The sequence below is a fragment of the Burkholderia sp. JKS000303 genome (genome assembly GCF_002563755.1).
Lineage (GTDB): Bacteria > Pseudomonadota > Gammaproteobacteria > Burkholderiales > Burkholderiaceae > Burkholderia > Burkholderia anthina_B.
In genome coordinates this window covers 625,706-650,171 of sequence record NZ_PDBZ01000001.1, presented here as the reverse complement: position 1 = coordinate 650,171, position 24,466 = coordinate 625,706, and the positions used below count along the sequence as shown (strand labels likewise).

The window sequence follows — 24,466 nt, the reverse complement described above, 5'->3', positions numbered from 1 at the left end:
TCATCGTCCGAGGTAAGACTCGATCACCGCGTCGTCGCGCTTGACCTGATCGAGCGTGCCTTGCGCGAGCACCGCGCCTTCGGCCATCACCGTCACGCGGCCCGTGTCGCCCGCGAGCGCCGCGACGAAGTCCATGTCGTGCTCGACGACCATCATCGAGCAGGTGCCGCGCAGCGTGTTCAGCAGCGCGGCGAGTTCCATCGTCTCGTGATCGGTCATCCCGGCCGCGGGTTCGTCGAGCAGCAGGAGCGCCGGGCGCTGCATCAGCAGCATGCCGATCTCGAGCCGCTGCTTCTGCCCGTGCGACAGCTCGCCGGCCGCGCGATACGCGTCGCTTTCGAGGCCGATCAGCGCAAGCGTCTCCTCGATCTTCGCCTGCGCCGCGCGATCGAGCCGCGCGCGCAGTGACGCGAGCCAGCCCTTGTCGGTCTGCATCGCCAGCTCGAGGTTTTCCCACACCGGATGCTGTTCGAACACGGTCGGCTTCTGGAACTTGCGGCCGATCCCCACGCGCGCGATTTCCGGCTCGTTCATGCGTGCGAGGTCGATGGTCTGGCCGAGAAACACCTTGCCCGCATCGGGACGCGTCTTGCCGGTGATCACGTCCATCATCGTCGTCTTGCCCGCGCCGTTCGGGCCGATCACGCAGCGCAGCTCGCCCGCGTCGATCTCGAGCGACAGCTTGTTCAGCGCGCGAAAGCCGTCGAAGCTCACTTCGATGTCCTCGAGATAGAGGATCGTGCCGTGCGACGTGTCGATGCCGGGCGGCACCACGCGGCCCATCGATGCGGTGCCGCTGACGGCCAGCAACTCGTCCTCGGGCGGTGGCGTGAACTGGTAGAGCGCCGTGCCGTTCATCCGCGTTTCCCCTTTGCGAGCAGCGTGTCGACGAGACCCATGATGCCGCGCGGCAGCAGGAGCGGCACCAGCACGAAGATCAGGCCCAGAAAGAACAGCCAGTATTCGGCGAAGTACGCGGTGAAGAAGCTCTTCGCGCCGTTCACCGCGAACGCGCCGATGATCGGCCCGATCAGCGTGCCGCGCCCGCCCACCGCGACCCAGATCGCCATTTCGATCGAGTTGCCGGGCGACATCTCGCCGGGGTTGATGATGCCGACCTGCGGCACGTACAGCGCGCCCGCGATGCCGCACAGCACGGCCGACAGCGTCCACACGAACAGCTTGTACGCGAGCGGGCTGTAGCCGAGGAACATCAGCCGCGTCTCGCCGTCGCGCACGGCAGTGACCACGCGCCCGAGCTTGCTGGTGACGATCGCGCGCGCGACGAGAAACGCGAGCACGAGCGTCGCGAAGGTCAGCAGCAACAGCACCGTGCGCGTGCCGGGCGATGTAACCGGAAACCCGGCGATGCGCTTGAAGTCGGTGAAGCCGTTGTTGCCGCCGAAGCCCGTCTCGTTGCGAAAGAACAGCAGCATCGCGGCGAACGTCAGCGCCTGCGTGATGATCGACAGGTACACGCCCTTCACGCGCGAGCGGAACGTGAAGAAGCCGAACACCCAGGCGAGCACGGCCGGCACGAGCACGACCAGCGCGAGCGCCCACGCGAGATGCTGCGTGCCGCTCCAATACCAGGGGAGTTGGTGCCAGTCGAGGAACACCATGAAGTCGGGCAGGTCGCTGCCGTACTTGCCGTCGCGGCCGATCTCGCGCATCAGGTACATGCCGATCGCATAGCCGCCGAGCGCGAAGAACAGCCCGTGGCCGAGGCTCAGGATGCCGCAGTAGCCCCACACGAGATCGAGCGCGAGCGCGGCGATCGCATAGCACATCAGCTTGCCGGCGAGCGTCATCGCATACGCGGACAGATGGAACGCGCTCGACTCTGGCGCGACCAGCGCGGCGAGCGGCACGCCGATGCCGATCGCGATGCACAGCGCGACGAGCGCGAGCCACGCGCGGCGCGACAGCAGCGCAGGGCGGGGCGGCAGGCCGAGCGCGAAGCGTTCGTCCGCGCGTGCGGCGGCGGCAGGCTTCGGCGCGTCGGCAACCGGGTTCGACAACGAATCGGTGAAGGACGTCATGTCATGCCTCCGCGCTGCGTCCCTTCGGGGCGAACATGCCCTGCGGACGTTTCTGGATGAACAGCACGATCATCACGAGCACCGCGATCTTCGCGAGCACCGCGCCCCAGAACGGCTCGATCGCCTTGCTGACGAGACCGAGCCCGAAGCCGCCGAGCACCGTGCCGGCGATCTGTCCGACGCCGCCGAGCACGACCGCCATGAACGAATCGATGATGTAGTTCTGCCCGAGATCGGGGCCCACGTTGCCGATCTGCGACAGCGCGCAACCGCCGAGGCCCGCGATGCCGGCACCGAACGCGAACGCATATGCATCGACGCGCGCCGTCTTCACGCCGACGCACGCGGCCATCCGGCGGTTCTGCGTGACCGCGCGCACGAACAGGCCGAGCCGCGTCTTCGTCAGCACGCCCCACGCGACGCACACCACCGCGAGCGCGAACGCGAGGATCGCGAGCCGGTTGTACGGCAGGATCAGGTTCTGCATCACGGTCACGCCGCCGCTCATCCACGACGGGTTCACGACCTGCACGTTCTGCGCGCCGAACAGCATGCGGGTCGCCTGGATCAGGATCAGGCTCACGCCGAAGGTCGCGAGCAGCGTCTCGAGCGGGCGGCCGTACAGGTGCCGCAGCACGAGCCGTTCGAGCACGATGCCGACCAGCGCCGCCGCGGCAAACGACACGGGCACCGCGACGAGCGGATACCAGTCGAACGCGGCAGGCGCATAGCGCTGGATCAACGTCTGCACGACGTAGGTTGCGTATGCACCGATCATCAGGAATTCGCCGTGCGCCATGTTGATTACGCCGATCAGCCCGTAGGTGATCGCGAGGCCGAGCGCGGCGAGCAGCAGCACGCTGCCGAGCGACAGGCCGGCGAACACGGTGCCCGCGATCTCGCCGCGACGCTGCAGTGCGTGCAACGCATCGAGCCCTTGCTGCGCGGCGTCGCGCACGCGTGCGTCCGGCTCCGTGTAGCTACCGTCGGCGTTCTTCGCGACGAGCGGGCGCAGCTGCTCGATCATGTCGAGATCGTGGCGGGCGGCCACCACCTGCACGGCTTCGAGACGCTTTGCCGGATCGGCGTCGTGCAGCGCGGCGATCGCCCACAGTGCGTCGAGGCGGCGCTTCAGCGCGGGATCGGTTTCCTTCGCGCGTGCGCGGTCGATCATCGGCTTGAGCGCCGGGTCGGGCGACTTGAGCAATGCGTCGATCGCGTCGCGACGCGCGGCGACATCGGGCGACGCGAGCGCGAGACCCGACAGCGCGCCGGCGATCTTCGTGCGCAGCAGGTTGTTCAGCATCACGGGCTGCGCGTCGCCGGCCGGCGTTGCGGCCTGCGTGAGCGCATCGTGTGCGCTGTCGCCGGTCTGGATCAGCAGGTGGCCGTCGCCGGTCGCGAGCGCGTCGCCGGTCGACAGTGCGTTGAGCAGCGCGACGGCGCGTGGATCGGTATCGGTCGCGAGCCGATCGACTGCGGCCGCTTTCGCGTCGAAGTCATCGCCCGCGAGCGCGGCGGTATCGGCGGCCGTCAGCGCGAATGCGGCACGCGGCAGCGCGCCCGCCAGCGCGGCACAGGCGACGACCGCGACGGCGGCGCGGCGAAAGCGTATAGGCATCGGAAGATCCTGTCGGGCGTAGGAAAGCGAATTCAGGTGTCGGTGCGTGCGCGCGTGCGGCGCGTCACCGCGAGTGCCGGCGTTCGCACGCGGGCGAGCGTCGCGCCGCACCGATGTGCAGCGCGGCGCATCGCCTCAGGCCAGCGCGGCGCGCTGCCGGCGCAGGAATGCCGGAATCGAGCTGACGATGTCCGGCTTGCCCTGGTTGCCCGCGATGAACGGGCTCCACGGCTGCGCGCGCACCACGGTCTTCGTCTTCCACACGACGTTGAACTGCCCGTCGCCGCGGATCTCGCCGATCATCACCGGCTTGTGCAGGTGATGGTTGCCGTCCATCGCGAGCGTGAAGCCCGACGGTGCGGCAACCGTCTGGCCGATCATCGCGACGCGTACCTTGTCGACGTCGGTGCTCTTCGCCTTCTCGACGGCCTGCTTCCACATGTGGATGCCCACATAGGTCGCCTCCATCGGATCGTTGGTCACGCGCTTCGCGCCGCCCGGCAGGTTGTTCGCCTTCACCCACGCGGCGAACTGGTCCTTGAACTTCGTGTTGGTCGGGTTCTTCACCGACATGAAGTAGTTCCACGCGGCGAGGTGGCCGACCAGCGGCTTCGTGTCGATCCCGCGCAGCTCTTCCTCGCCGACCGAGAACGCGACCACCGGCACGTCGGTCGCCTTGATCCCCTGGTTGCCGAGCTCCTTGTAGAACGGCACGTTCGAATCGCCGTTGATGGTCGAAACCACGGTCGTCTTGCCGCCCTGCGCGAAGTTCTTGATGCTCGCGACGATGGTCTGGTAATCGCTGTGGCCGAACGGCGTGTAGACCTCCTGAATGTCGGCATCCTTCACGCCCTTCGATTTCAGGAACGCGCGCAGGATCTTGTTGGTCGTGCGCGGATACACGTAATCGGTGCCGAGCAGGAAGAAGCGCTTCGCGCCGCCGCCTTCCGCGCCCATCAGGTATTCGACGGCCGGGATCGCCTGCTGGTTCGGCGCGGCGCCCGTGTAGAACACGTTGCGCGACATTTCCTCGCCTTCATATTGCACCGGGTAGTAGAGCAGGCCGTTCAGCTCCTCGAATACCGGCAGCACCGACTTGCGCGACACCGACGTCCAGCAGCCGAACACGCACGCGACCTTGTCCTGCGTGAGCAACTGACGCGCCTTCTCCGCGAACAGCGGCCAGTTCGACGCGGGATCGACGACCACCGGCTCGAGCTTGCGGCCCATTACGCCGCCGTTCTTGTTGATGTCGGCGATCGTCATCAGCGCCGTGTCCTTCAGCGACGTTTCGGAGATCGCCATCGTGCCCGACAGCGAGTGCAGGATGCCGACCTTGATCGGGCCCGTGCCCGCATCGGCCGCTTGCGCGAACGGACTCTTGCCCGCCAGCGCGAGCGCACCGGCCATCGAACCGAACTTCAGCAGACTGCGACGTTTCATCGGGTTCCCCTTTGACGTGTTGGATTGGCGTGCGCCGTGACGGCGCTGGCATCGGGGTAACGCAAGGCATGTGCCAGTTGCGCGGATGCACGCCGGGCGTGCCTGTGCGGGAGGGGGTTGGGCGTCGTCGCGGTGCGCATGACGCGTCGTGCAGCATGCGCGATCCGTTGCGGTGCGCGCGGGCGGGCGCAAATGGTGCACGGCGTGCGCTCGTGTTCGGGCGCGGGCAGCACCGGCTGAACGGCGTGCGCGAGGCGGAGCCTGTCGCGTGCGACGGGGGCGGGGAGCGGGGCAGGGCGGAAACAGAAACGGGCGCGCCATGCGCGCCCGTTCGGCGGATCGGTGCGGCCGGCAGCAGCGTGCCGGTCGACGGTGCGGCGCGCGATGCGCCGCCGGGAAGGTCAGGTGCTCAGTAGCGCGGCACGGACGGATCGACGTCGCGTGACCACGCGTCGATCCCGCCTTGCAGGTTGTACAGCTTCGTGAAGCCGCGCGATTCGAGGAACATCGCGACTTGCGCGCTGCGCATCCCGTGATGGCACACGCAGACGATTTCGGCTTCGTCGTCGAGCTCCTCGCTGCGCGCGGGGATCTGTTGCATCGGGATCGACACGCTGCCGGCGATCTGCGCGGTCGAGATTTCCCACGGCTCGCGCACGTCGAGCACGATCGGCGCGGGACGTGCCGAATCGCGAAGCCATTCCGCGAGCATGGCGGGCGTCAGGATCTGCATGGGGCCGCCGCTCAGAACTTGAAACGCGACGGTTCGATCGCGTTCACGAGGTGGTCGACGTAGGTTTCGAACACGTCGGCGACACGGTACTGCTTGTCGTCGATGCGCGTGATGATCTGCGCCTTCATCACCGGACGGCCGCCGACGAATGCCGACAGGCGGCCACCGACCTTCAGCTGCTCGAGCAGTTGCTGCGGCACGAGCGGCAGGCCGCCGGCGACACAGATCACGTCGTACGGCGCCTTGTCCGCCCAGCCGAGCGAACCGTCGCCGAGCACGACTTCCGCGTTCGTCACGCCGTCGTTGCGCAGGTTCTCTTCCGCGAACTTCGCGATGGCCGGATCGATCTCGACCGCCGTCACGTGGCGTGCGCGGTGCGCGAACAGCGCGCTCAGGTAGCCGGAGCCCGCGCCGATCACGAGCACGTTCTCGTGCTTCTTGACCGCCAGTTCCTGCAGCACGCGTGCTTCGACGCGCGGGAACAGCATCTTCGCGCGGCCGCCGGGCAGCGGCAGCTCGAGGTCGGCGAACGCGAGATCGCGATGCTCGGGCGAAACGTATTTTTCACGCTTGACGATCGACAGCAGACCCAGGACGTCGAGATCCAGCACGTCCCACGGCCGGATCTGTTGTTCGATCATATTGAAACGCGCGTTTTCGATATTCATGGTGTGGTCACGCAGCCAGGTCGGCCGTCAGCGGGGATAGAGAAACTTCGTGATTGTACCAAACGGGGCGGTGGCAAAGCCTGCCGGCCGCTTGCAACAGACCTTTACCCTTTGCTCTTCTTGATTTGCGCTTCGAATGCGAGATCCAGCTTGCTCGCCTTGCGCGGCTTTTTGGGGCCAAATTCGTCGACGAACTTGACGAAATCGTCGAGCGGCAGCGGCTCGCAGCGCTTCTCGGCGGTGCCGCCGGAGCGGTCGACGAGATAGAACAGGCCGCCGGCCACCGCGACGGCCGCGAACTGCGGGTTGCCGGAGCGGGTTTTCAGGCGTTCGACTGCGTTGGTTGCTTTGGTGGTGCGCATGGTGCGGGTGCTTGCAGGGGCGTCGAGCCCGTAACTGTATCAAACCGGCCACCCGCCCGCGGCCGCGCGGTGTCAGACGGTGCGCGAATAGCTGTGCCGCGGTGTCTGGCCGAGATACGCGTCGAACGCCATCGCGATATTGCGCACGACCATCCGGCCGGCCGGATGGATCGTCAGGCGGTCGGCGGCGATCGTCAGCAGCGCGTCGCGCTCGAACGGGCGCAGCGCGTCGAGCTCGCGCGCGAAGTGATCGGCGAAGCGGATGCCGTGCGCGGCCTCGATGTGCGAGAACGGCAGCTCGAGGTTGCACATGAGCTGCGTGATCACGTCGCGGCGCAGCCGGTCCTCGGGCGTGAGCCGCACGCCGCGCGCGATCGGCAGCCGGCCCGCGTCGAGCGCGGCGCCATAGGCCGGCAGGTCCTTCGCGTTTTGCGCGTAGACGTCGCCGACCTTGCCGATCGACGACACGCCGAAGCCGACGAGATCGGTATCGGCCCGCGTGCTGTAGCCCTGGAAGTTGCGCTGCAGCGTGCCGTTGCGCTGCGCGCGCACCAGCTCGTCGGACGGCCGCGCGAAGTGGTCCATCCCGATGTACACGTAGCCGGCCGACGTCAGCATGTCGATCGCGAGGCCGAGTAGCGCGATGCGCGTGGCGGGCGGCGGCAGCGTTGCGTCGTCGATCTGCCGCTGCATCTTGAACAGGTTCGGCATGTGCGCGTAGCCGAACACCGACAGCCGGTCCGGCGCGAGCTCGATGATCGTCTCGAGCGTGCGCGCGAACACGGCGACCGTCTGGTGCGGCAGCCCGTAGATCAGGTCGACGCTGACCGAATGGAAGCCCGTCGCGCGCGCGGCGCGCAGCAGGTCGGCCGTCATCGCGAGCGGCTGGATCCGGTTGATCGCCTGCTGCACGACCGGATCGAAGTCCTGCACGCCGAGGCTCAGCCGGTTGAAGCCGATCGTGCGCAAATGGACGAGCGTCGCGGGCGTGACCGTGCGCGGGTCGATCTCGATGGAGAACTCGGCGTCGGCGTCCGGCGCGAGCGTGAAGTGTTCGCGGGTGGCGGCCATCAGCTCGGCCGTTTCGGCGTCGGACAGGAAGGTCGGGGTGCCGCCGCCCCAATGGAGCTGCGTGACCGGGCGCGCGGGATCGAACAGCGCGGCCTGCAGCGCCATTTCCCGTTTCAACTGGTCGAGGTACGGACGCGCGCGGCGGTGGTTGTTGGTCGCGATCTTGTTGCAGCCGCAGTAGAAACAGGCCGTGTTGCAGAACGGGATGTGGAAGTACAGCGACAGCTCGCTCGACGACGCACCGGGATCGCTCGCGGCGCGCACGTAGTCGGCCGGGTCGAAATCGTCGCGAAACTGCAGCGCGGTGGGGTACGACGTATAGCGTGGCCCGTTTGCGCCGTATTTCGCAAGCAAATCGGGACGGAACATCGTGTCGGCAGAACCGGAGCTCATGGTGGTCTCGCGCTTTCCAGATGCTTTCGAGTATATAAACGCGCGTTCGGGCTGCATTGTGTAATAACGTCGCAGCCGGCGGTGGCACAATGCGCAGTGGGCGGCCGCACCCCGCGTCCGGTTGCCGCACCGTTTTTTGTTGCCTGTCCGAGAGAGCCGAGTGTCCGTCGAAATGCCTGTCCGCCCGGCGCCCGCCGATGTCCCGCCGCCGCATGCGTGTCGCGAGGGTTGCGGCGCGTGCTGCATCGCCCCGTCGATTTCCAGCCCGATTCCGGGCATGCCGGACGGCAAGCCGGCCGGCGTGCGCTGCGTGCAGCTCGGCGACGATCTGCGCTGCCGGATCTTCGGCCGCCCCGAGCGGCCCGCCTGCTGTTCCGGGCTGCAGCCGTCCGCCGAGATGTGCGGCGCGTCGCGCGACGACGCGCTCGCGTGGCTCACGCGCCTCGAGGTCGCGACGCAGCCGTCCGGCGGCGCCCGCCCGACGCGGTAACGCGCCGCCGCCACGCCCGCCGTCCACTGCGTTCGAAGCCGGCCGCGCACGCATGGAACCGCCAGCCCGCGCCGCCGCACTAACGTGGGTCCATTGCCCCGCCACGGGCCGGAGCCGATAGCCCGCCTGCCGCTCCGCCCGACACAGGAGATTTCCAGCATGACCGCACCTTGCACGTCCGGCCGGCGCCGTTTCCTCGCCGTCTGCGCCGGCGCCATCGGCGTGTCGGTATCGCTCGCCGCCTGCGCGTCGACGTTCCCGTTCATTCCCGATCACTACACGTTCTCGCGCGGCGACGTGCAGAAAGCCGTTGCGCGCAAGTTCCCGTACCAGAAGACGGTCGCGCAGGTCGTCGACGTGTCGCTCGCGAATCCGGCCGTCAACCTGCTGCCCGACCAGAATCGCGTCGCCGTGCAGCTCGACGCCCATTTCGCGAGCCCGTTCCTGCGCGAGCCCGTGAGCGGCAAGTTCACCGTGTCGGGCCAGCTGGCTTACGACGCGCCGAGCCGCTCGGTCGTCCTGAAGGCGCCGGCCGTCGACAGCCTCGTGCTCGACGGCGACGCGCAGATGTATGCGCAACAGGTCGGCGCGGCGGCCGGCCTGCTCGCGACGCAGGTCCTGACCAACTATCCGATCTACACGTTCAAGCCCGAACAACTGCAATTTGCCGGGGTGAACTACGAACCCGGTACAATTACGATTCTTACAAACGGCATACGCGTGGCGATCGTCGAAAAGTGACGATGCACCGCGCGCGGCCGGGTGGGCCGCGGCGGTAATGTGGCCCTTTCTTTCGACCACTTCGGAGTTGGGCCACGGATGGACTGGATCCTGATCTGCAAGGCATTGATCCTCGGCGTCGTCGAGGGGCTGACGGAATTCCTTCCGGTATCGAGTACCGGTCACCTGATCGTTGCCGGCAGCTTCCTGAACTTCAACGACGCGCACGCGAAAACCTTCGACGTCGTCATTCAGTTCGGCGCGATCCTCGCCGTCTGCTGGGAATACCGGCAACGGATCGCCTCGATCGTGTCCGGCCTGCCGAGCCGGCCCGACGCGCGTCGCTTCACGCTGAACGTCGTGATCGCGACGATTCCCGCGATCGCGCTCGGCCTGCTGCTGGAGAAGAAGATCAAGGCCGTGCTGTTCTCGCCGGTGCCGGTCGCGTTTGCGCTGGTGGTCGGCGGCGCGATCATCCTGTGGGCCGAGGCGCGGCAGCGCGAGCGCAGCGAGCCGCCGCGCGTGCAGTCGGTCGATGCGCTCACGCCGCTCGATGCGCTGAAGGTCGGCATCGCGCAATGTTTCGCGCTGGTGCCCGGCATGTCGCGCTCGGGCTCGACGATCATCGGTGGGATGCTGTTCGGCCTCGACCGCCGCGTCGCCACCGAATTCTCGTTCTTCCTCGCGATTCCGATCATCTTCGGCGCGACGCTCTATGAAACCGTCAAGGACTGGCAGGCGTTCACGGTCGACTCGCTCGGGCTGTTCGCGCTCGGGCTCGTCGCGGCGTTCGTCAGTGCGTTCGTCTGCGTGCGCTGGCTGCTGCGCTACGTCGCGACGCACGATTTCACGGTGTTCGCGTGGTACCGGATCGCGTTCGGCCTGTTCGTGCTGCTCGTCGGCTATAGCGGGTGGCTGAACTGGGCGTGACGCCGGAGCGGGGGCGGCGGCGCTGCCAATAGAAAACGGCCCGATCGGCATATGCCGGTCGGGCCGTTTTTCATTGCGCGCGCGGCGCGTCGTGTGCGATGCGCCGTTGCGACGGGGATTCAGCTCGCGCGCTTGCGGAACACCAGGTCCCACACGCCGTGGCCGAGCCGCAGCCCGCGCCGTTCGAACTTCGTCACGGGGCGGTAGTCGGGACGCGGCGCGTAGTCGGCGGCCGTGTTTTCGAGCGACGGATCGGCGCCGAGCACTTCCAGCATCTGTTCCGCGTAGTTCTGCCAGTCGGTCGCGCAATGCAGGTACGCGCCGGGCTTCAGGCGCGACGCGAGGTGTGCGACGAGCGGCGGCTGGATCAGCCGGCGCTTGTGGTGGCGCGCCTTGTGCCACGGATCGGGGAAGAAGATGTGCACGCCGTCGAGGCTTTCAGGCGCGAGCATGTGCTCGAGCACTTCGACCGCGTCGTGCTGGATGATGCGGATGTTCGGCAGGTCCTGCTCGCCGATCAGCTTCAGCAGCGCGCCGATGCCCGGCTCGTGCACTTCGACGCCGAGGAAGTCGTCGCCCGGTCGGTGTGCGGCGATTTCGGCGGTCGACGCGCCCATCCCGAAGCCGATCTCCAGGATGCGCGGCGCGCTGCGGCCGAATACGGCGTCCCAGTCCGGGATTTCCGGTGCGTACGGCACCACGAAGCGCGGGCCCAGATCGTCGAGCGCGCGGCGCTGGCCTGTCGACACGCGGCCGGCGCGCGTCACGAAGCTGCGGATGCGGCGGCGGTGCAGCGGATTGACTTCGTCGGCGCCGTCGGCGGCTTCGTCGGGCAGGGCGGCATCGTGCGGCGGCTGGCCGGCTTCGTTCGGATCGTCGTGCATCATCGGTACAGAGAAAGGCTCGGTTCGGGCGAGGGCATCGGGCGCGCGGGACGCGCCGGCGCGGTACAAAAAAGCCGCCTTCGACGAGGCGGCTGGCGCGCGGTTGCGGAACGTGGACGGTGCGGCGAAATGCCGTCAAGCCGTTGATCCTGAAGGATTTCCCGTTCGGCAAACCGGAAAGAGCCGGATTATGGACTGGTTTGACCCGACTGGCAAGGTCGCGGCCGGCGGCGGCACCTTCCGGGTTGGGAGGGACGCATGACCCCGGGGGCGGCGCGAACCCCGCCGCGGCCCGGCTGGTGGCGATGCCGCGCGGCGGTGCGGCGCGCGTCAGCCGACGCGCTGGTCGAGCCGGCGGCGCGTAATCGCCTTGATCTGGTTCAGCGCGTAGTCGAGCTCGACCGCGGTGTCGCGGGCCACGCGGCTTTCCAGTTCGAAGAAGATCCCGGCCTTCGTGTAGTGGCGCACGCAGATGATGAACGGGAAGCCGTGCTGCTCGCGATACTGCCGGTTCATCTGCTGCAGGCGGGCTTCCTCCGCATCGGTCAGTGCGTCGAGGCCGGCGCTCGTCTGTTCGCTGACCGACGCATGGGTCAGGCCGCCGCCGCGCACCGCTTGCGCGGACAGCTCGGGGTGGCGATCGAAGAAGGCCTTGCGCGCGTCGATGCCGCGCACGCGGATGCTGGCCATCATCGCGTCGTGCAGGGCGTCGACGGACGCGAACGGACGCGCGTTCCACGCGTCCTCGGCAACGTCCGGCGAGTGTTCGAAGATGTCGCCGAGCGCGTGAACGAACTGGTCCTTCGCCATCGTGTTGAGCGCGGCGAGATTGGGGGTGTCGAGTGGAGTCGAGGGCATCGTCAGTCGGAACCTTGGAGCGGGAATGGAGGTTTCGAGTATAGGAATCGGGCCGGCTCGACCAAAAGGGGGCAACGCCTATTGGCCGTATACCAGTCGATGCATTCGCATCGAAATCCGGCCGCATGCGTCATGCGGTGTCGACAATCGCCTTCAGCCGCTCGCCGCTGTCCGACAGCAACCCTCGCAGCCACATGTGCGCCTTCGAACGATGTTTGTTCGGATGCCAGAGCACGTAGAAGCGCATCAGCGGGAAGTTGAACGGCGCCGGGCGGATCAGCAGCGGCAGGCGGCGCGCATAGTACGCCGCGAAATGCCGCGCGGTCGTCAGGATCAGGTCGGACTCGCTCACCAGATACGGCGCGAGGCTGAAGTACGGGCACGACATCTGCCGGCCGCGGCTCAGGCGCAACGTCGCGAGCGAACTTTCCACGACGCCGCGCTGCGAGCTCGAATAGGGCAGCGGCACCAGGTGCGATGCGTCGATATAGCTTTCCGCGGTGAGCCGGCCGGGCTTCGCGAGCGGATTGTCCATCGACATCAGGCACACCACCTCGTCCTCCAGCAGCACGTTCATGTGCAGGTGTTCGGGCGGCGCCGGCCAGTTGCCGAGCACGACGTCGACGTGTCCTTCCGCCAGCGCCTTCTCGTAGTCGTATTCGGCGCCCATCGGCAGCGTGACGAGCTTCGAGTTCGGCGCGTGCTGGCGAAAGCGCCGGGCCAGGTCCGCGAAGAACGGCGGCGCGAGGTAGTCGGGCATCGCGATCGTGAACGTGCGCTCGGAGCGTTGCGGATCGAACGCGTCGTCGGCGCTGAACATCTTCTCCAGCGCGTTGAGCGCGACCCGCGCGTCCTGCGTGAGCTGCAGCGCGCGCTCGGTCGGCACCATCTCGTTCTTCTCGCGCGTGAGCAGCGGATCGTCGAACAGCTTTCTCAGGCGCTTGAGCGCGCTGCTGAGTGCCGGTTGCGACTGGTTCAGGCGGATCGCCGTGCGCGACACGCTGCGTTCCTCGACGAGCGTGCACAGGACGCGAAGAAGGTAGGTGTCCAGCGGATCGTCGTTGCGCATGGGGGAGTTCGGGTTCGCCGGATTCGTTGACCGGCTCCACTTTGCCGCCGAGTGTCGGACGGCGTCAACGGCTGGCGGCGCGCGGCGCTGGCTCCGTGCACGGGATTGCCGAACCCGGTTGCGCGTTGCCGGCGCGGCCGGAACGCTCGCCGGCCGCGCCGGAGCGTCCGCCGCGAAGCGGTACGGAACCGGCCTCCGCGGGCGTTTGCTATGGGGCCTATAACAACCCGCGCCTGTCTGCCCGCAGGCCCCTGCTATATGGTCGGGCTTCACGACAAGACCACGACCGTGCGGGTCGCCGATGCGGCAGCCGAGCGCTGCATGCCGTAGGTGCGGACGGACGGTTTCGGGTCGCCGGCCCAAGCAGGCCGAATTATTTCAGGAGACACCTGTGTCCGTCACAGAACAGCATTCGTCAGTCTATTCGTCGGTCGAGCCGACGCTTGAAGAGCGCGTCTATCGCAAGGTGTCGTGGCGTCTTCTGCCGTTCCTGTCCGCGCTGTGGGTCCTGGCGTGGCTGGACCGCGTGAACATCGGGTTCGCGAAGCTGCAGATGCTCGATACGCTCAAGTTCAGCGACGCCGTCTACGGTCTCGGCGCCGGGATCTTCTTCCTCGGCTACTTCTTCTTCGAAGTGCCGTCGAACGCGCTGCTGCAGAAGATCGGCGCGAAGAAGACCATCATGCGCATCACGATCGGCTGGGGGATCATCTGCATCCTGCAGTCGTTCGTCAAGACGCCGACGCAGTTCTACGTCCTGCGCTTCCTGCTCGGTGCGTTCGAGGCCGGCTTCTATCCCGGCATCATCCTGTACCTGACCTACTGGTATCCGAGCTCGCGGCGCGCGAAGGCGTTCGGCACGTTCATGTCGGCGTCCGCGATCGCGGGCGTGCTCGGCGGGCCGCTGGCCGGCACCATCATGACGTCGTTCGACGGCGCGCACGGCTTCCACGGCTGGCAATGGCTGTTCGTGATCGAGGGCATCCCGTCCGTGCTGGCCGGCATCGTCACGTACTTCTACATGACCGACCGGCCCGAGCAGGCGAAGTGGCTGTCGGTGGCCGAGCAGCAGGTCGTGCGCAACGTGCTTGACGCGGACAAGCGCGACCTCGGCGAGCGCGGCCACGACTGGCGCGCGCTGTTCCGCAATCCGAAGGTGTGGCTGCTGATCGGCATTTTCTTCTGCCTGCTGTGCGCGAACTCCGCGCTGACCTTCTGGATTCCGACCATCATCCGCGATTCGGGCTTCGGCGCGACGGTCGTGATCGGCTGGATCGCCGCGCTCGCCTACGTGTTCGGCGCGGCGGGGATGATCCTCAACGGCGCGCGTTCCGACCGCAACAAGGAAGTGCGCTGGCACTTCGCGGTGCCGGCCGGCTGCGGCGCGCTCGCGATGGCGGTGATGGCCGTGCTGCTCGGGATGCCGGGCGTGGCGCCCGCGTTCACGATCGCCGCGATGATCATCGCTCTGGCCGGGACGATGAGTGCGATCCCCGTGTTCTGGCAATTGCCGAACCTGTACCTGGCCGGCAGTGCCGCCGCGATCGGCGTTGCGTTGATCAATTCGGTGTCGAACCTGGCCGGCTTCGGCGCGCCCTATGTGCTCGGCCTCGTGAAGAGCGCGACCGGCAGTCTCGCACCGGGCCTCTACCTCGTTGCCGCGATCGAGTTGCTGTCCGCCGTGCTCGTCGTCACCGGCATCATGCATGCACGTCGATCGAAGGAGTCCTGAGCATGAGCGACATCATCAAAACGGCGCGCCGGCAATTCGTGATCGCGTCGATGGCGGCAGCCGGCGGCGTGCTGCTGGCCGGTCGCGCGAACGCGGCGGCGTCGGCGGCGGGGCAGGGCGATGCGCTGCGGCCCGCGCAGGCGGCGGATCCGATCTCGCAGCATGGCGCGAGCCCACGCCTGACGATCCATCTGCTCGACACCTATCACGGCGCGCCCGCGGCCGGCCTGAAGGTCGGATTCTCGAAGGTCGAGAACGGCGAGCCTGTGCTGATCCGCAACGTCGTGATCAACCGGAACGGGCGTACCGACGAACCGTTGCTGATCGGCGATGCGTATCGGGCGGGCGACTACGAAGTGCTGCTGCAGATCGGCGATTACTTCCAGATGAAGGAGGCGCAGGTGCCTTCGCCGTCGTTCCTGTCGGAGGTTCCCGTCCGCTTTCGCGTGACGAGCGCCGCCGAGCGGCTGCACCTGCCGGTGCAGTTCGGGCCGTGGAACTACACGTACTACCGCGGCAGCTGAGCGGCGAGGTTGCTCGCCGCATCTCTCGACACGAATTGGAGCAAGCGAATGGCTGGCATCAGCACCCATGTCCTCGACCTGACGACCGGCAAGCCGATCAGCGGCGTGCCGATCGAACTCTATGACCTGAGCGTTTCGCCGCCCAGACTGCTGAACCGGACGGTCAGCAACGCCGACGGGCGCACCGACGCGCCGATGCTGCCCGGCGCGGCGGCGAAGGCCGGGCAGTTCGAGCTGCGCTTCGGCATCGGCGCGCACTTCAAGGATGCGAATGCGCTGTCCGATGTCGTGCCGGTGCGGTTCACCGTATTCGATCCGGCACAGCACTATCACGTGCCGCTGATCTGCTCGCCGTGGTGCTTTTCGACGTACCGCGGCAGTTGACCCACCAGAATGGAGAAGTCCCATGTCTCAAAAGGAAACTTACCTCGTCGACTCGATCCGTCTCGCGATGGAGAACGTGCGCGAGCGCAAGACCTGGCCGTTCGGCGCCGTGCTCGTGCGCGACGGCAAGGTGCTGGCCCGTTCGGTCAATGAAGTCGACGCGATGTGCGACCCGAGCGCGCATGCCGAGATGCAGGCGGTGCGCGCCGCGAGCAAGGCGCTGGGCAGCACGGACCTGAGCGGCTCGGTCATGTATGCGAGCGGGTATCCGTGTTCGATGTGCCTGTCGGCGATGTATCTGGCGGGGGTCAGCGAGGTGTATTACGCGTACTCGAACGAGGACGGCGAGCCGTACGACCTGTCGGCCGCGCGCGGCTATGTGGAGATTGCGCGTCCGCTCGAGGCGCGCGAGATGAAGCTGGTTTATCACCGTGCGCGCGATGAAGGGCAGGATCTGTACGAGGCCTGGCAAGCGGTGCAGGCCGGCTGAGACGGGGCTCGCACGACGCAGGGTTGATCGGTGCCGGCGCTAACGGCGCACTCCCTGGCACCGGTTTTTGGACACGTTCTTCCGCGTGACGGAGAAGGTGTCCTTTTTGCATTCGGCGGCAGGAGTGGCGAGTTGCGGACGTACAGGCGCTGTGAAACGGATGCGATGGTGCGCGTACGGCTTCGGGGACAACAGGGGAGGGATTGCTTGAGCGACCGGGTGGAGACCGCTGAGATGGTCTTGCGGATCGGCTCTTGAGACCGGCGCTCGACCCGGTGGATCAGCGCGGAGGAAACGTGGAGCGGGCGATGGGAATCGAACCCACGTCATCAGCTTGGGAAGCTGAGGTAATGGCCATTATACGACGCCCGCAGAACGCGTAATTCTACAGGGTTTGGCGGCCGTGTTGCAAGCGAGGCGTTTTGGCTGCTTGCAAACGGGCTTCGCGTGCCCCGATGGCGGCCGATTCCAACACGCCGATGCCACGAACGGGGCGGGGCTGTAACAGGAGGCGCAGGGGTGCGAACGCGAATCCGATCAACGTCGAACGGAACGCGCCCGCGGCACGCCCACCCGCAACACCGTGTCGAAATTAGACGAGTCGGTGTCGGAAGCATACAAGCCCGGGTCTGGCTTTCGAACTAACGTGACAGATCTCTTATCCGATCGTTTGTCTGGAGCCGACATGTCCGATTTCATCACCGTCTTGCGCGAAACCTGCCCGACCCCGGTCCTTGACGCGACCAAGTGGAAGCGCATTGGCGGCGATCCGCACACCGTGAACCTCAACGCGTACCTCTCGAAGGACGGCAGCAAGATCATGGGCACCTGGATCTGCACGCCGGGCAAGTTCGAGGTGAACTACGAGAAATGGGAGTACTGCCACTTCCTCGACGGCTACTGCATCATCACGCCGGAAGGCGAGGAAGCGGTGCATTTGAAGGCCGGCGACGTGTTCGTGATCGAACCCGGCATGAAGGGCACGTGGGAAGTGGTGGAGACGGTGCGCAAGTACTTCGTGTTCGCCTGAGCGACCTTACGGGTTCAACTGACGCATATCGCCGCGGTCCGGATACGCTCCCGATTCGCGGCGTCTCTCGTCCCGGCCCTTGTATGCAGCAAGTGCGGTAGGGGCCGCGCACGCATCGAACGATTCGATGATTTCACCGCTTTCCCGTTCCCGTGAACCGGGATGCCAAGCCAGCGACCCCCGCTCAATAAAACTCGTTGCGATTCGGGAACAGCTCGCCCAGTGACGTTGCACGCTGCGCCGGGTCCGATATCTCGCTCAGGACTCCCGGTGCCTGACGCTCGCGATACGCGCTCGGCGACATCCCGTACGCCCGCCGAAACTCGCGCCCCAGATGCGACGCATCGGCAAAGCCGCAGCCCGCCGCGATTTCGGAAATATTCTTGTCCAGATGCATCAGCATCCACGCGGCCGTGCGAATCCGGATCGCCCGATAGCAGGCGGCCGGCCCGCTGCCCGTCGCCTCCCTGAACAGGCGTTCGAGCTGCCGCGCCGAAAGATCCAGCTTGCGCGCCAGTTCGTCGATCGTAATCGAGTGGCTGATGTGTTGCTCCATCAGCAGGATCGCGCGCTTCACCTTCGGATGCGCGTTGGGCGCGACACCGGGCGGATGCGGTTGCGGTGCGCTGACCGTCTCGCGTCCGTCGACCAGCAGGATGCGAAGCGCCTTGTAGACGATCGACGGCTCGATGTGCCGAACCAGGATCGCGGCGGCGACGTCGATCGACGCGCGCCCGCCGGAGCAGGTCACGCGCCGGCCGTCCAGCACGTAGAGGCGGTCGGACACGACCAGGTTCGCGTCGACGGACGGAAACCGCTCGATGAAGTCCCAGTAGTGAAACCAGCTGATGCAGATGCGATGCCCGGCCATCACGCCCGCGCGTGCGAGCGCAAACGCACCGGTGCAGATGCCGACCAGCATCGCGCCCGCCGACGCGGCCGCACGAATGAATTCCAGCGTGGCCGCGTCGAGTTCCGAGCGGGCATGCAGCAGCCCGCCGACGACGACCACGTAGTCGAATGCCTGATTCGCGCTCAACGATTCCCACGCGGGGATCTGAATGCCGCAACTTGCGCGGACGGGGGAGGCCATGTCTCCGAGGATCGTCCATGACAAGCGGACCGGCCGGCTGTTGTCGCCTTCATCGGCCGCGAGCCGCAGCACGTCGATCATGCCGGAGAACGCCGTCAGCGTGAAATTCGGCAACAGGATGAAGCCGAACCGGATACGCGTCGGTGGGGCGGGTTCCGGCGGGCTTGCGACGGGCGTGGGGTGAGTCATGACGAGGCACTGATCGGGTAACTGCTGACGCAGAAGCGGAACAAGGCGCCAGCGCGATTCAGCATGAATCGCAGATGGCCGGCCAACACGGGCCGCGGACTTCGACTGGGGGTTCCGCGCACCCCGGGAACGACGCGGCCCGGACGTCATCGTCCGGGCCGGGCCGAAAAAATCATCGTTGCGCCGAGGGCGTCGGCGACGCGCGCAATGCGCATTCGACCGACGCGCAGGCCGCGGTTTCCCGCGCCTGCGTTCGCGCTCGGGCCGCGCGTCAGGCCGACGACACGCCGCGACGGCCAACGCTCGCTTGCGCGTTGCGGCTACGCTGGTTCAGCCGCGCGGCGATCACCACGAACACGGCGAGCACGCCGGTCGCGGCAACTTCCATCCGGTGGCCATCGAGGAACAGCATCGTGACGAGCGTCCCGCAGATGAACAGGATGACCGCCCACGTGAGCCACGGGAACAGCCACATCCGCAGCGTCAGCGCGGCACCGGTCACCTCGAGCATGCGGCGCATCCGCAACTGCGACACCGCGATCACCAGATACACGAGCAGCGCGATCGCGCCCGACGTTGCGATCAGCACGTTGAACACCTGCTCCGGCACCACGTAGTTCGCGATCACGGTCAGGAACGCGAACGCGGTCGATGCGAGCACGGCCGCACGCGGCGTGCCGGTCGAATCGGTGCGCTGCAGGAACGCGGGTGCGTCCTTGCGCTTGGCCAGCGAGAACATCATCCGCGATGCCGTGTACAGCGCCGAATTCAGGCAGCTCGCGACCGAGACGAGCACGATCACGTCGATGATCGCCTTCGCATGCGGCACGCCGATCAGTTCCATCACGCGCTGGTAGGAGCCGTGCACCGGCAGCAGCGGATCGTTCCACGGCACGATCGCGGTGACGAACAGGATCGAGCCGAGATAGAACAGCGAGATGCGCCAGATGACCGAATTCGTCGCGCGCACGATCTGGCGTTCCGGGTTCTCGGATTCGGCCGCGGCAATCGTCACGATCTCGGTGCCGACGAACGAGAACATCGTCATCAGCATGCCCGCGAACACCGCGCCGATCCCGTTCGGCATGAAGCCGCCGTGACTGACCAGGTTCGAGAAGCCCGATGCATGGCCGCCCGGCAGCAGCCCGAACACGGCCGCGCCGCCGATCGCGATGAACAAGGCGATCGCGACGACCTTGATCAGCGCGAACCAGAACTCGAATTCGCCGTAGTTCTTCACGGAGAAGAGATTGGTCACCGTCAGCAGCAGCGTGACGCCGAGCGCGAAGACCCAGGTTGCGATGCTCGGGAACCACGCGTTGAGGATGGTGGCCGCGGCCGTCGCCTCGATCGGGATCACCAGCACCCAGAACCACCAGTACAGCCAGCCGATCGTGAAGCCGGCCCAGTGGCCGATCGCGCGATCGGCGTAGGTGGAGAACGAACCGCTGTCGGGATGCGCGACGGCCATTTCGCCGAGCATGCGCATCACGAGGACGACGAGCGCGCCCGTCAGCGCGTAGGCGATCAGCGCCGCCGGTCCGGCCGCCGCGATGGCGTGCCCGGAGCCGACGAACAGGCCCGCGCCGATCACGCCCGCGATCGACAGCATCGTGACGTGGCGTTGCTTCAGGCCTGTTGCCAGGCCCGTGTGACTACCGTTCATGTCATCCTCCAATCCATATTTCTATTGTCCGGCCTGCGTTCCGGTGAACTGCGCCTGTCCAGGACGGCGACGCGGCGCGTCAGCACGCTGTTGCCAGCCTGGCGACATGTATCTTCTCGGCACAAAACGGCGCGATCTAGAAAATATCCGACCGCCACCAATAACAAATGCGACGCGCTGTTGATCGGTGACGACACGGATACGCGCCGCGCCGATCGGCGGGCGAGAAACGACCGGATGACGGCGGTGTGGCGCCTGCTGTCGGCTGTCGGGTGTCGACAACATTTGCCGGTTTCGGAGGGGATGGGCGAGCGTCCGGATGACGGTTTGAATCGACCGGCCGGGCATTCGGCGACCGATGCGATTCAAATTCGCGTGTGGAGATCGCGGACAGATTTCGTCCGGAGGAGCGGTCGCTCCGCGAACGCTCCTCCGGGAAGCGCGTGTTACGCGATCCTTGGCAGCAGAAGAATGATCGGAGAGGGGAGGAGCCGGTTGCAGCCGAAGGAGACGTTCACTGCGCGATGCCGAGTGCTTTCTCGATCGCGGCAATCAGCCTGACCGCATCGTTCTGTCGATCGAAATCGACTTCGCATTTCGTCAACGGAAAAAATGCAGGGTCTTCGACGGGCGGCTGGTACACGACGTTCTCCTAGTACAGCTTGCGAGGCGGCAGCAGCCGTTTGGCTCGCAGGCGTTGTCTTGCGACGGCACTGGCTTTCTTTCGCTTGCGCTCGGTCGTGGGTTTTTCATAGCCGGTGCGACTGCGTAATTCCCGGATCAGGCCCGTCTTCTCGATGTCTCGACGGAAGCGCCGCAGCGCGACATCGACAGGTTCGTTGGGCTTGAGGATGATGGTGGTCATGTAGATCCTGTTCTGAAACTGCTTGAGGAAAGAGGTTGGCCGAGCCGCGTCATGACGGCGCTCGCTATCTCGTCGGATTCGAATTCCGAGTAGCCGGCACCGATCGACAGCGCACGTACCGCAGCGAACATCTGCAACTCGGGTTGGTGACGCTGCGCCGACCCGTCGAGGCCGTCGGAGGGTACGCCGTCGGCCCAGGTGACTTCGCGTCGTCTGACCAGGCCGATGAGTTCATCAATAATCATTTCGTGCTCCGGATTAAATGTCGGGGGAGCGGTCGAAACAGGCAGCGTCAGTGCGTGTCGACGAAGAGCGGTTGCTTGCCGTCGATGATTTCCTCCGCATAGCGAAGGGACGCCCGGCGTGCATCGCCCGCCGAGATGAACGGCGCGTTGTCGAGCAACCGGAACGTCTCGCTGCGTGTCAGCGTGTCGGCGGTGCCGCGCAGACAGATCTTCACGGCTGCGTCGAACCCGTTTTCGTAGTTGTGCGGGTTGCCGTGCTGCGATGGAACGTGCGGATAAATCAGCGGATAAATCTCGAAGCCGCGATACAGATGCATGCTCATGATGGACTCCTGGGTTCGATCGCGACGAATCGCGTGGACGAACGCAACCGACCGGTATCACCGCAGCGCGGTGCGACGGGTGGGGCGAAAGGGGCAGCAATGCGTGCGGATGAAGACGCGACGCAGCGGGGGCGCAGATGGCGGGGCGAGGGGTCGGTGAAATGACGCGTTCTCGGACGAATTCATCATACGCGCTTCGTGTCGGAAGTCCATCTTATTCTCGGCTCTGCAGGGGGGCAGTGCTCGTATTCGATGGGTTCGCTGCACGTTGTGTGCGATGCAATGTTCGTCGGGACTCCGATGATGTGCGGCCCGATTCGGGCGACGTCGAACGATGCCGCGTGATGTCGCGAGGGTGTGTCGGTCGCGTACGCGCAGGACGTCATGCACGCGATCGGGCACCCGATCGGTGCTGTCGTGTTCAACGCGCGTCGAGCGCGAAGCGCACGGCAAAGCCGAGCATCATCACCGCGACGAACAGGTCGAGCACGCGCCACGCCAGCACGCGGACGAACCATGCGCGGCAGGCGCGCGCACCATATGCGAGCAGCAGGAACCACGCGAGCGATGCCGTCATCGCGCCGAGCGCGAACGGCGTGCGCGCGGATGCCGCGTGGTTCGCGATCACGGTGCCGATCAGCAGCACGGTGTCGATCCACGCATACGGATTGAGCAGCGAGACGGCCGCGGTCGCGAGCAACGTACGCGAGCGTGTCGCGCCGTATCCGGCGCCATCGGCATCGACGTAGCCCGGCTGCCGTCGCCGGATCGCGGAGCGTAGCGAGAGCAGGCCGTAACCGGCGAGATACGCGATGCCGGCCCACAGCGCGGCGGATACGATGGCCGGATGATGCAGCAGCAACGACGACAAGCCGAGCGCGCCGAGCACGATCAGCAGCGCGTCGCTGCCTGCGCAGACGATCGCAATGGTGAGCAGATGGGGGCTCGCAATCGAGCGCATGATGACGAAGGCGTCCTTGGGGCCGACCGACGTGAACAGGCCGGCGCCAAGCAGCAGACCTTCGAGGAAGGCAGAGGTGTCGAGCACGAGCGGGCCGACAACCTCTTAAGCTGAACCGGTGATGATTACGATGCGACCCACATTAAGGGGCGGCGGGGGGCGTTGTCAATGTTCGGCGCGCCATGCCGAGCGACGCGCCCACCGCCCACCTGTCGCCGCGACGAGCGTCGCAGATGCGATCAGCCGGCGGCGGCGTCGCCGAGATTGAGCGCGACGAGGGCGCAGAGGGTCAACGCGATGCCGACGAGCTTCAGCGACGACACCGATTCATCGAAGCAGACGATGCCGATGACGGCGGTAGCCGCCGTGCTGGCGGCGGCCCAGCTCGCATAGGCGAGCCCCATTTCGAGGCGCTTCGTCGCGAGCGCCATCAGCCAGACGGCACTCGCATAGCAGACGATCGTGATGGCGGACGGTAGCGGGCGGGACAGGCCGGCGGAGCATTTCAGGCCGACGGAGCCGAGTACTTCGGCGACAACGCTGATGCCCAGCAGAAGCCAGGCGGACTGGAACGGGGACACGAATGGACTCCTTCCCCCGACGCTTATACCGAGCGGCGAGGAAAAGGGTAGTGTCAGCGGTACCCAGGATGACAGGAGCTTAGTGCGTGCGGTGGCGTTGCGCAAGGCGCGGGCGATGCACGCTGCGCGTCACGCGTTACACGTGCCCGGCATTCCCTGCCGCCCATTCCGGCCGGCGCCCGAGCGTGTCGAACAGCGCGACGATCTCCGCCTTCACCTTCTGCACCGCATTGCTGACGAGCGCCGTGTCGTGCCAGCACAGCGACAGGTCGCGCATGAACAGCCGGTGCGCAACCGTCGACAGCTTGAGCTTGCGCTCCTCGATCTCGACGTGCGCGGCCGTCCACGGCAGGATGGTCACGCCGAGCTGTGCCATGACGGCCGCGAACAGCAACCCGGTCGAACTCGCCTCGAAACCGATCTGGTACGACAGTCCGGCTTCGCGCATCGCCCAGTCGACGCGGTTGCGGATCGTGTTCGGCGCGCTCGGCAGCACGAGCGGCAACCGGGCGATCACATCGAGCGGAACGGGATCGTCCGGCACTGGAAAGTCGGGCCACGTGATCAGGTACAGCGTTTCGGTGAGCAGCCGGTGAATCGCGATGCCGCGCGTGTCGACCGCATCGACGACGATCGCGAGGTCGAGCCGCGCGCGTTCGAGCAGCGTGTCGAGATCGGCGCTCGGCGCCTCGATCAATTCCAGCATGATCCCCGGATAACGATCGCGCACGGCGCGCGCGAGCGGGATCGCCAGCACGCGCGCGGTGCTCGACGGCATCCCGACCGTCACGCGGCCTTGCGGCGTATCGGCGTCGCGGCGCAGCAGCTCGCGCGTGCCGTCGGCCTGGCGCAGCAGTTCGAGCGCATGCCGGTACAGCGTGCGGCCCGCGGCCGTCGGCGCGACGCCGCGCACGCTGCGCTCGAGCAATTGCATCCCGAGATCCTGCTCGAGGTTGCGCATCTGCTGGCTGACCGCCGGTTGCGCGACGTGTAGCGCCTCGCTCGCATGCGTGACGTTGCCGCATTCGACGACCTTCACGAAATAGCGCAATTGCCTCAGGTCCATTGCCGCTGCCTCCCGATTCAAGCCATAAGCCAA

At 66.6% G+C, this 24,466-nt stretch carries 28 protein-coding genes and 1 tRNA gene; 8 read left to right on the top strand and 21 right to left on the bottom strand.

The features are described from left to right. From urtD to hemN, 8 genes are all read right to left on the bottom strand, one after another. Complete coding sequence (gene urtD, locus BX604_RS03170) at positions 1 to 858, bottom strand: urea ABC transporter ATP-binding protein UrtD (RefSeq protein ID WP_098549534.1); 858 nt, start codon at positions 856 to 858, stop codon at positions 1 to 3. After that, the gene (urtC, locus tag BX604_RS03165; protein ID WP_098549533.1) at positions 855 to 2,042 is read right to left on the bottom strand and encodes an urea ABC transporter permease subunit UrtC; all 1,188 of its coding nucleotides are present in this window, start codon (positions 2,040 to 2,042) and stop codon (positions 855 to 857) included. The genes urtD and urtC overlap by 4 nt, the downstream gene beginning before the upstream one ends. Position 2,043: 1 nt before the next feature. Next, on the bottom strand, positions 2,044 to 3,663 hold the full coding sequence (gene urtB / locus BX604_RS03160) for an urea ABC transporter permease subunit UrtB (RefSeq protein ID WP_098549532.1): 1,620 nt from the start codon (positions 3,661 to 3,663) through the stop codon (positions 2,044 to 2,046). Positions 3,664 to 3,798: 135 nt separating this feature from the next. Further along, positions 3,799 to 5,106 (bottom strand): urea ABC transporter substrate-binding protein, encoded by a 1,308-nt coding sequence (gene urtA, locus BX604_RS03155; protein ID WP_098549531.1) that lies wholly within the window; start codon positions 5,104 to 5,106, stop codon positions 3,799 to 3,801. Between the two features lie 409 nt (positions 5,107 to 5,515). After that, entirely contained in the window at positions 5,516 to 5,839 is a 324-nt protein-coding gene (locus BX604_RS03150; protein ID WP_098549530.1) for a rhodanese-like domain-containing protein, read from the bottom strand. Between the two features lie 11 nt (positions 5,840 to 5,850). Next, the gene (locus tag BX604_RS03145) at positions 5,851 to 6,507 is read right to left on the bottom strand and encodes a protein-L-isoaspartate O-methyltransferase family protein (RefSeq protein ID WP_098549529.1); all 657 of its coding nucleotides are present in this window, start codon (positions 6,505 to 6,507) and stop codon (positions 5,851 to 5,853) included. 104 nt (positions 6,508 to 6,611) lie between these two features. Next, positions 6,612 to 6,869, bottom strand: a complete 258-nt coding sequence (locus tag BX604_RS03140) for a hypothetical protein (RefSeq protein WP_098549528.1) — start codon at positions 6,867 to 6,869, stop codon at positions 6,612 to 6,614. Positions 6,870 to 6,941: 72 nt separating this feature from the next. Further along, positions 6,942 to 8,333 (bottom strand): oxygen-independent coproporphyrinogen III oxidase, encoded by a 1,392-nt coding sequence (gene hemN, locus BX604_RS03135; RefSeq protein WP_098549527.1) that lies wholly within the window; start codon positions 8,331 to 8,333, stop codon positions 6,942 to 6,944. 172 nt (positions 8,334 to 8,505) lie between these two features. Between hemN and BX604_RS03130 the strand changes: the two genes are divergently transcribed. The 3 genes from BX604_RS03130 to BX604_RS03120 all read left to right on the top strand — a co-directional run bounded on the left by BX604_RS03130 (position 8,506) and on the right by BX604_RS03120 (position 10,473). Next, positions 8,506 to 8,823 carry a YkgJ family cysteine cluster protein gene (locus tag BX604_RS03130; RefSeq protein ID WP_098552680.1) on the top strand — a complete coding sequence of 106 codons (318 nt, stop codon included), beginning with the start codon at positions 8,506 to 8,508 and terminating at the stop codon, positions 8,821 to 8,823. Positions 8,824 to 8,982: 159 nt separating this feature from the next. Then, positions 8,983 to 9,564 carry a DUF1439 domain-containing protein gene (locus BX604_RS03125; RefSeq protein ID WP_098549526.1) on the top strand — a complete coding sequence of 194 codons (582 nt, stop codon included), beginning with the start codon at positions 8,983 to 8,985 and terminating at the stop codon, positions 9,562 to 9,564. 78 nt (positions 9,565 to 9,642) lie between these two features. Beyond that, positions 9,643 to 10,473, top strand: a complete 831-nt coding sequence (locus BX604_RS03120; RefSeq protein WP_098549525.1) for an undecaprenyl-diphosphate phosphatase — start codon at positions 9,643 to 9,645, stop codon at positions 10,471 to 10,473. 119 nt (positions 10,474 to 10,592) lie between these two features. Here BX604_RS03120 and trmB read toward each other — a convergent pair whose 3' ends face one another. From trmB to BX604_RS03105, 3 genes are all read right to left on the bottom strand, one after another. Then, a complete protein-coding gene (gene trmB, locus BX604_RS03115; RefSeq protein WP_098549524.1) occupies positions 10,593 to 11,360 on the bottom strand; it encodes a tRNA (guanosine(46)-N7)-methyltransferase TrmB in 768 nt (255 codons plus the stop codon). Between the two features lie 327 nt (positions 11,361 to 11,687). Then, on the bottom strand, positions 11,688 to 12,215 hold the full coding sequence (gene uraD, locus BX604_RS03110) for a 2-oxo-4-hydroxy-4-carboxy-5-ureidoimidazoline decarboxylase (protein WP_098549523.1): 528 nt from the start codon (positions 12,213 to 12,215) through the stop codon (positions 11,688 to 11,690). A 130-nt stretch (positions 12,216 to 12,345) separates the two neighbouring features. Then, on the bottom strand, positions 12,346 to 13,284 hold the full coding sequence (locus tag BX604_RS03105; protein WP_098549522.1) for a LysR substrate-binding domain-containing protein: 939 nt from the start codon (positions 13,282 to 13,284) through the stop codon (positions 12,346 to 12,348). 391 nt (positions 13,285 to 13,675) lie between these two features. On the opposite strand from BX604_RS03105, the gene BX604_RS03100 reads away from it, so the two are divergent. The 4 genes from BX604_RS03100 to BX604_RS03085 are packed head-to-tail and all read left to right on the top strand — an operon-like array spanning position 13,676 to position 16,414. After that, on the top strand, positions 13,676 to 15,016 hold the full coding sequence (locus BX604_RS03100) for an MFS transporter (RefSeq protein ID WP_098549521.1): 1,341 nt from the start codon (positions 13,676 to 13,678) through the stop codon (positions 15,014 to 15,016). A gap of 2 nt (positions 15,017 to 15,018) precedes the next feature. Further along, positions 15,019 to 15,540: a hydroxyisourate hydrolase gene (uraH, locus tag BX604_RS03095; protein ID WP_098549520.1), complete on the top strand. Its 522-nt coding sequence runs from the start codon at positions 15,019 to 15,021 to the stop codon at positions 15,538 to 15,540. Between the two features lie 48 nt (positions 15,541 to 15,588). After that, positions 15,589 to 15,924 carry a hydroxyisourate hydrolase gene (uraH, locus tag BX604_RS03090; protein WP_098549519.1) on the top strand — a complete coding sequence of 112 codons (336 nt, stop codon included), beginning with the start codon at positions 15,589 to 15,591 and terminating at the stop codon, positions 15,922 to 15,924. A gap of 22 nt (positions 15,925 to 15,946) precedes the next feature. Continuing rightward, positions 15,947 to 16,414 (top strand): nucleoside deaminase, encoded by a 468-nt coding sequence (locus BX604_RS03085; protein WP_098549518.1) that lies wholly within the window; start codon positions 15,947 to 15,949, stop codon positions 16,412 to 16,414. A gap of 297 nt (positions 16,415 to 16,711) precedes the next feature. On the opposite strand, the gene BX604_RS03080 is transcribed toward BX604_RS03085, so the two are convergent. Next, positions 16,712 to 16,786 (bottom strand) — tRNA-Gly (locus tag BX604_RS03080). Positions 16,787 to 17,099: 313 nt separating this feature from the next. On the opposite strand from BX604_RS03080, the gene BX604_RS03075 reads away from it, so the two are divergent. Continuing rightward, entirely contained in the window at positions 17,100 to 17,444 is a 345-nt protein-coding gene (locus BX604_RS03075; RefSeq protein ID WP_006752094.1) for a cupin domain-containing protein, read from the top strand. A 184-nt stretch (positions 17,445 to 17,628) separates the two neighbouring features. Here the strand turns inward: BX604_RS03075 and BX604_RS03070 are convergent, their stop codons facing one another. The 9 genes from BX604_RS03070 to BX604_RS03035 form a co-directional block, all read right to left on the bottom strand. Then, complete coding sequence (locus BX604_RS03070) at positions 17,629 to 18,726, bottom strand: GlxA family transcriptional regulator (RefSeq protein ID WP_098549517.1); 1,098 nt, start codon at positions 18,724 to 18,726, stop codon at positions 17,629 to 17,631. A 271-nt stretch (positions 18,727 to 18,997) separates the two neighbouring features. After that, the gene (gene gabP / locus BX604_RS03065) at positions 18,998 to 20,392 is read right to left on the bottom strand and encodes a GABA permease (protein ID WP_098549516.1); all 1,395 of its coding nucleotides are present in this window, start codon (positions 20,390 to 20,392) and stop codon (positions 18,998 to 19,000) included. A gap of 514 nt (positions 20,393 to 20,906) precedes the next feature. Beyond that, a complete protein-coding gene (locus tag BX604_RS39430) occupies positions 20,907 to 21,035 on the bottom strand; it encodes a hypothetical protein (RefSeq protein WP_257146270.1) in 129 nt (42 codons plus the stop codon). A gap of 9 nt (positions 21,036 to 21,044) precedes the next feature. Beyond that, positions 21,045 to 21,257 carry a 30S ribosomal protein S21 gene (rpsU, locus tag BX604_RS03060; RefSeq protein WP_096503521.1) on the bottom strand — a complete coding sequence of 71 codons (213 nt, stop codon included), beginning with the start codon at positions 21,255 to 21,257 and terminating at the stop codon, positions 21,045 to 21,047. Continuing rightward, a complete protein-coding gene (locus BX604_RS03055; protein WP_098549515.1) occupies positions 21,254 to 21,502 on the bottom strand; it encodes a hypothetical protein in 249 nt (82 codons plus the stop codon). Before BX604_RS03055 ends, rpsU begins: the two co-directional genes overlap by 4 nt. A 47-nt stretch (positions 21,503 to 21,549) precedes the next feature. After that, positions 21,550 to 21,825 carry a hypothetical protein gene (locus BX604_RS03050; RefSeq protein WP_098549514.1) on the bottom strand — a complete coding sequence of 92 codons (276 nt, stop codon included), beginning with the start codon at positions 21,823 to 21,825 and terminating at the stop codon, positions 21,550 to 21,552. Positions 21,826 to 22,246: 421 nt separating this feature from the next. Continuing rightward, positions 22,247 to 22,873, bottom strand: coding sequence for a LysE/ArgO family amino acid transporter (locus tag BX604_RS03045; RefSeq protein ID WP_098549513.1), 627 nt, complete (start codon positions 22,871 to 22,873; stop codon positions 22,247 to 22,249). Between the two features lie 152 nt (positions 22,874 to 23,025). Next, entirely contained in the window at positions 23,026 to 23,367 is a 342-nt protein-coding gene (locus BX604_RS03040) for a DMT family transporter (RefSeq protein WP_098549512.1), read from the bottom strand. 136 nt (positions 23,368 to 23,503) lie between these two features. After that, positions 23,504 to 24,433, bottom strand: a complete 930-nt coding sequence (locus BX604_RS03035) for a LysR substrate-binding domain-containing protein (RefSeq protein ID WP_098549511.1) — start codon at positions 24,431 to 24,433, stop codon at positions 23,504 to 23,506. Between the last annotated feature and the right edge of the window lie 33 nt (positions 24,434 to 24,466).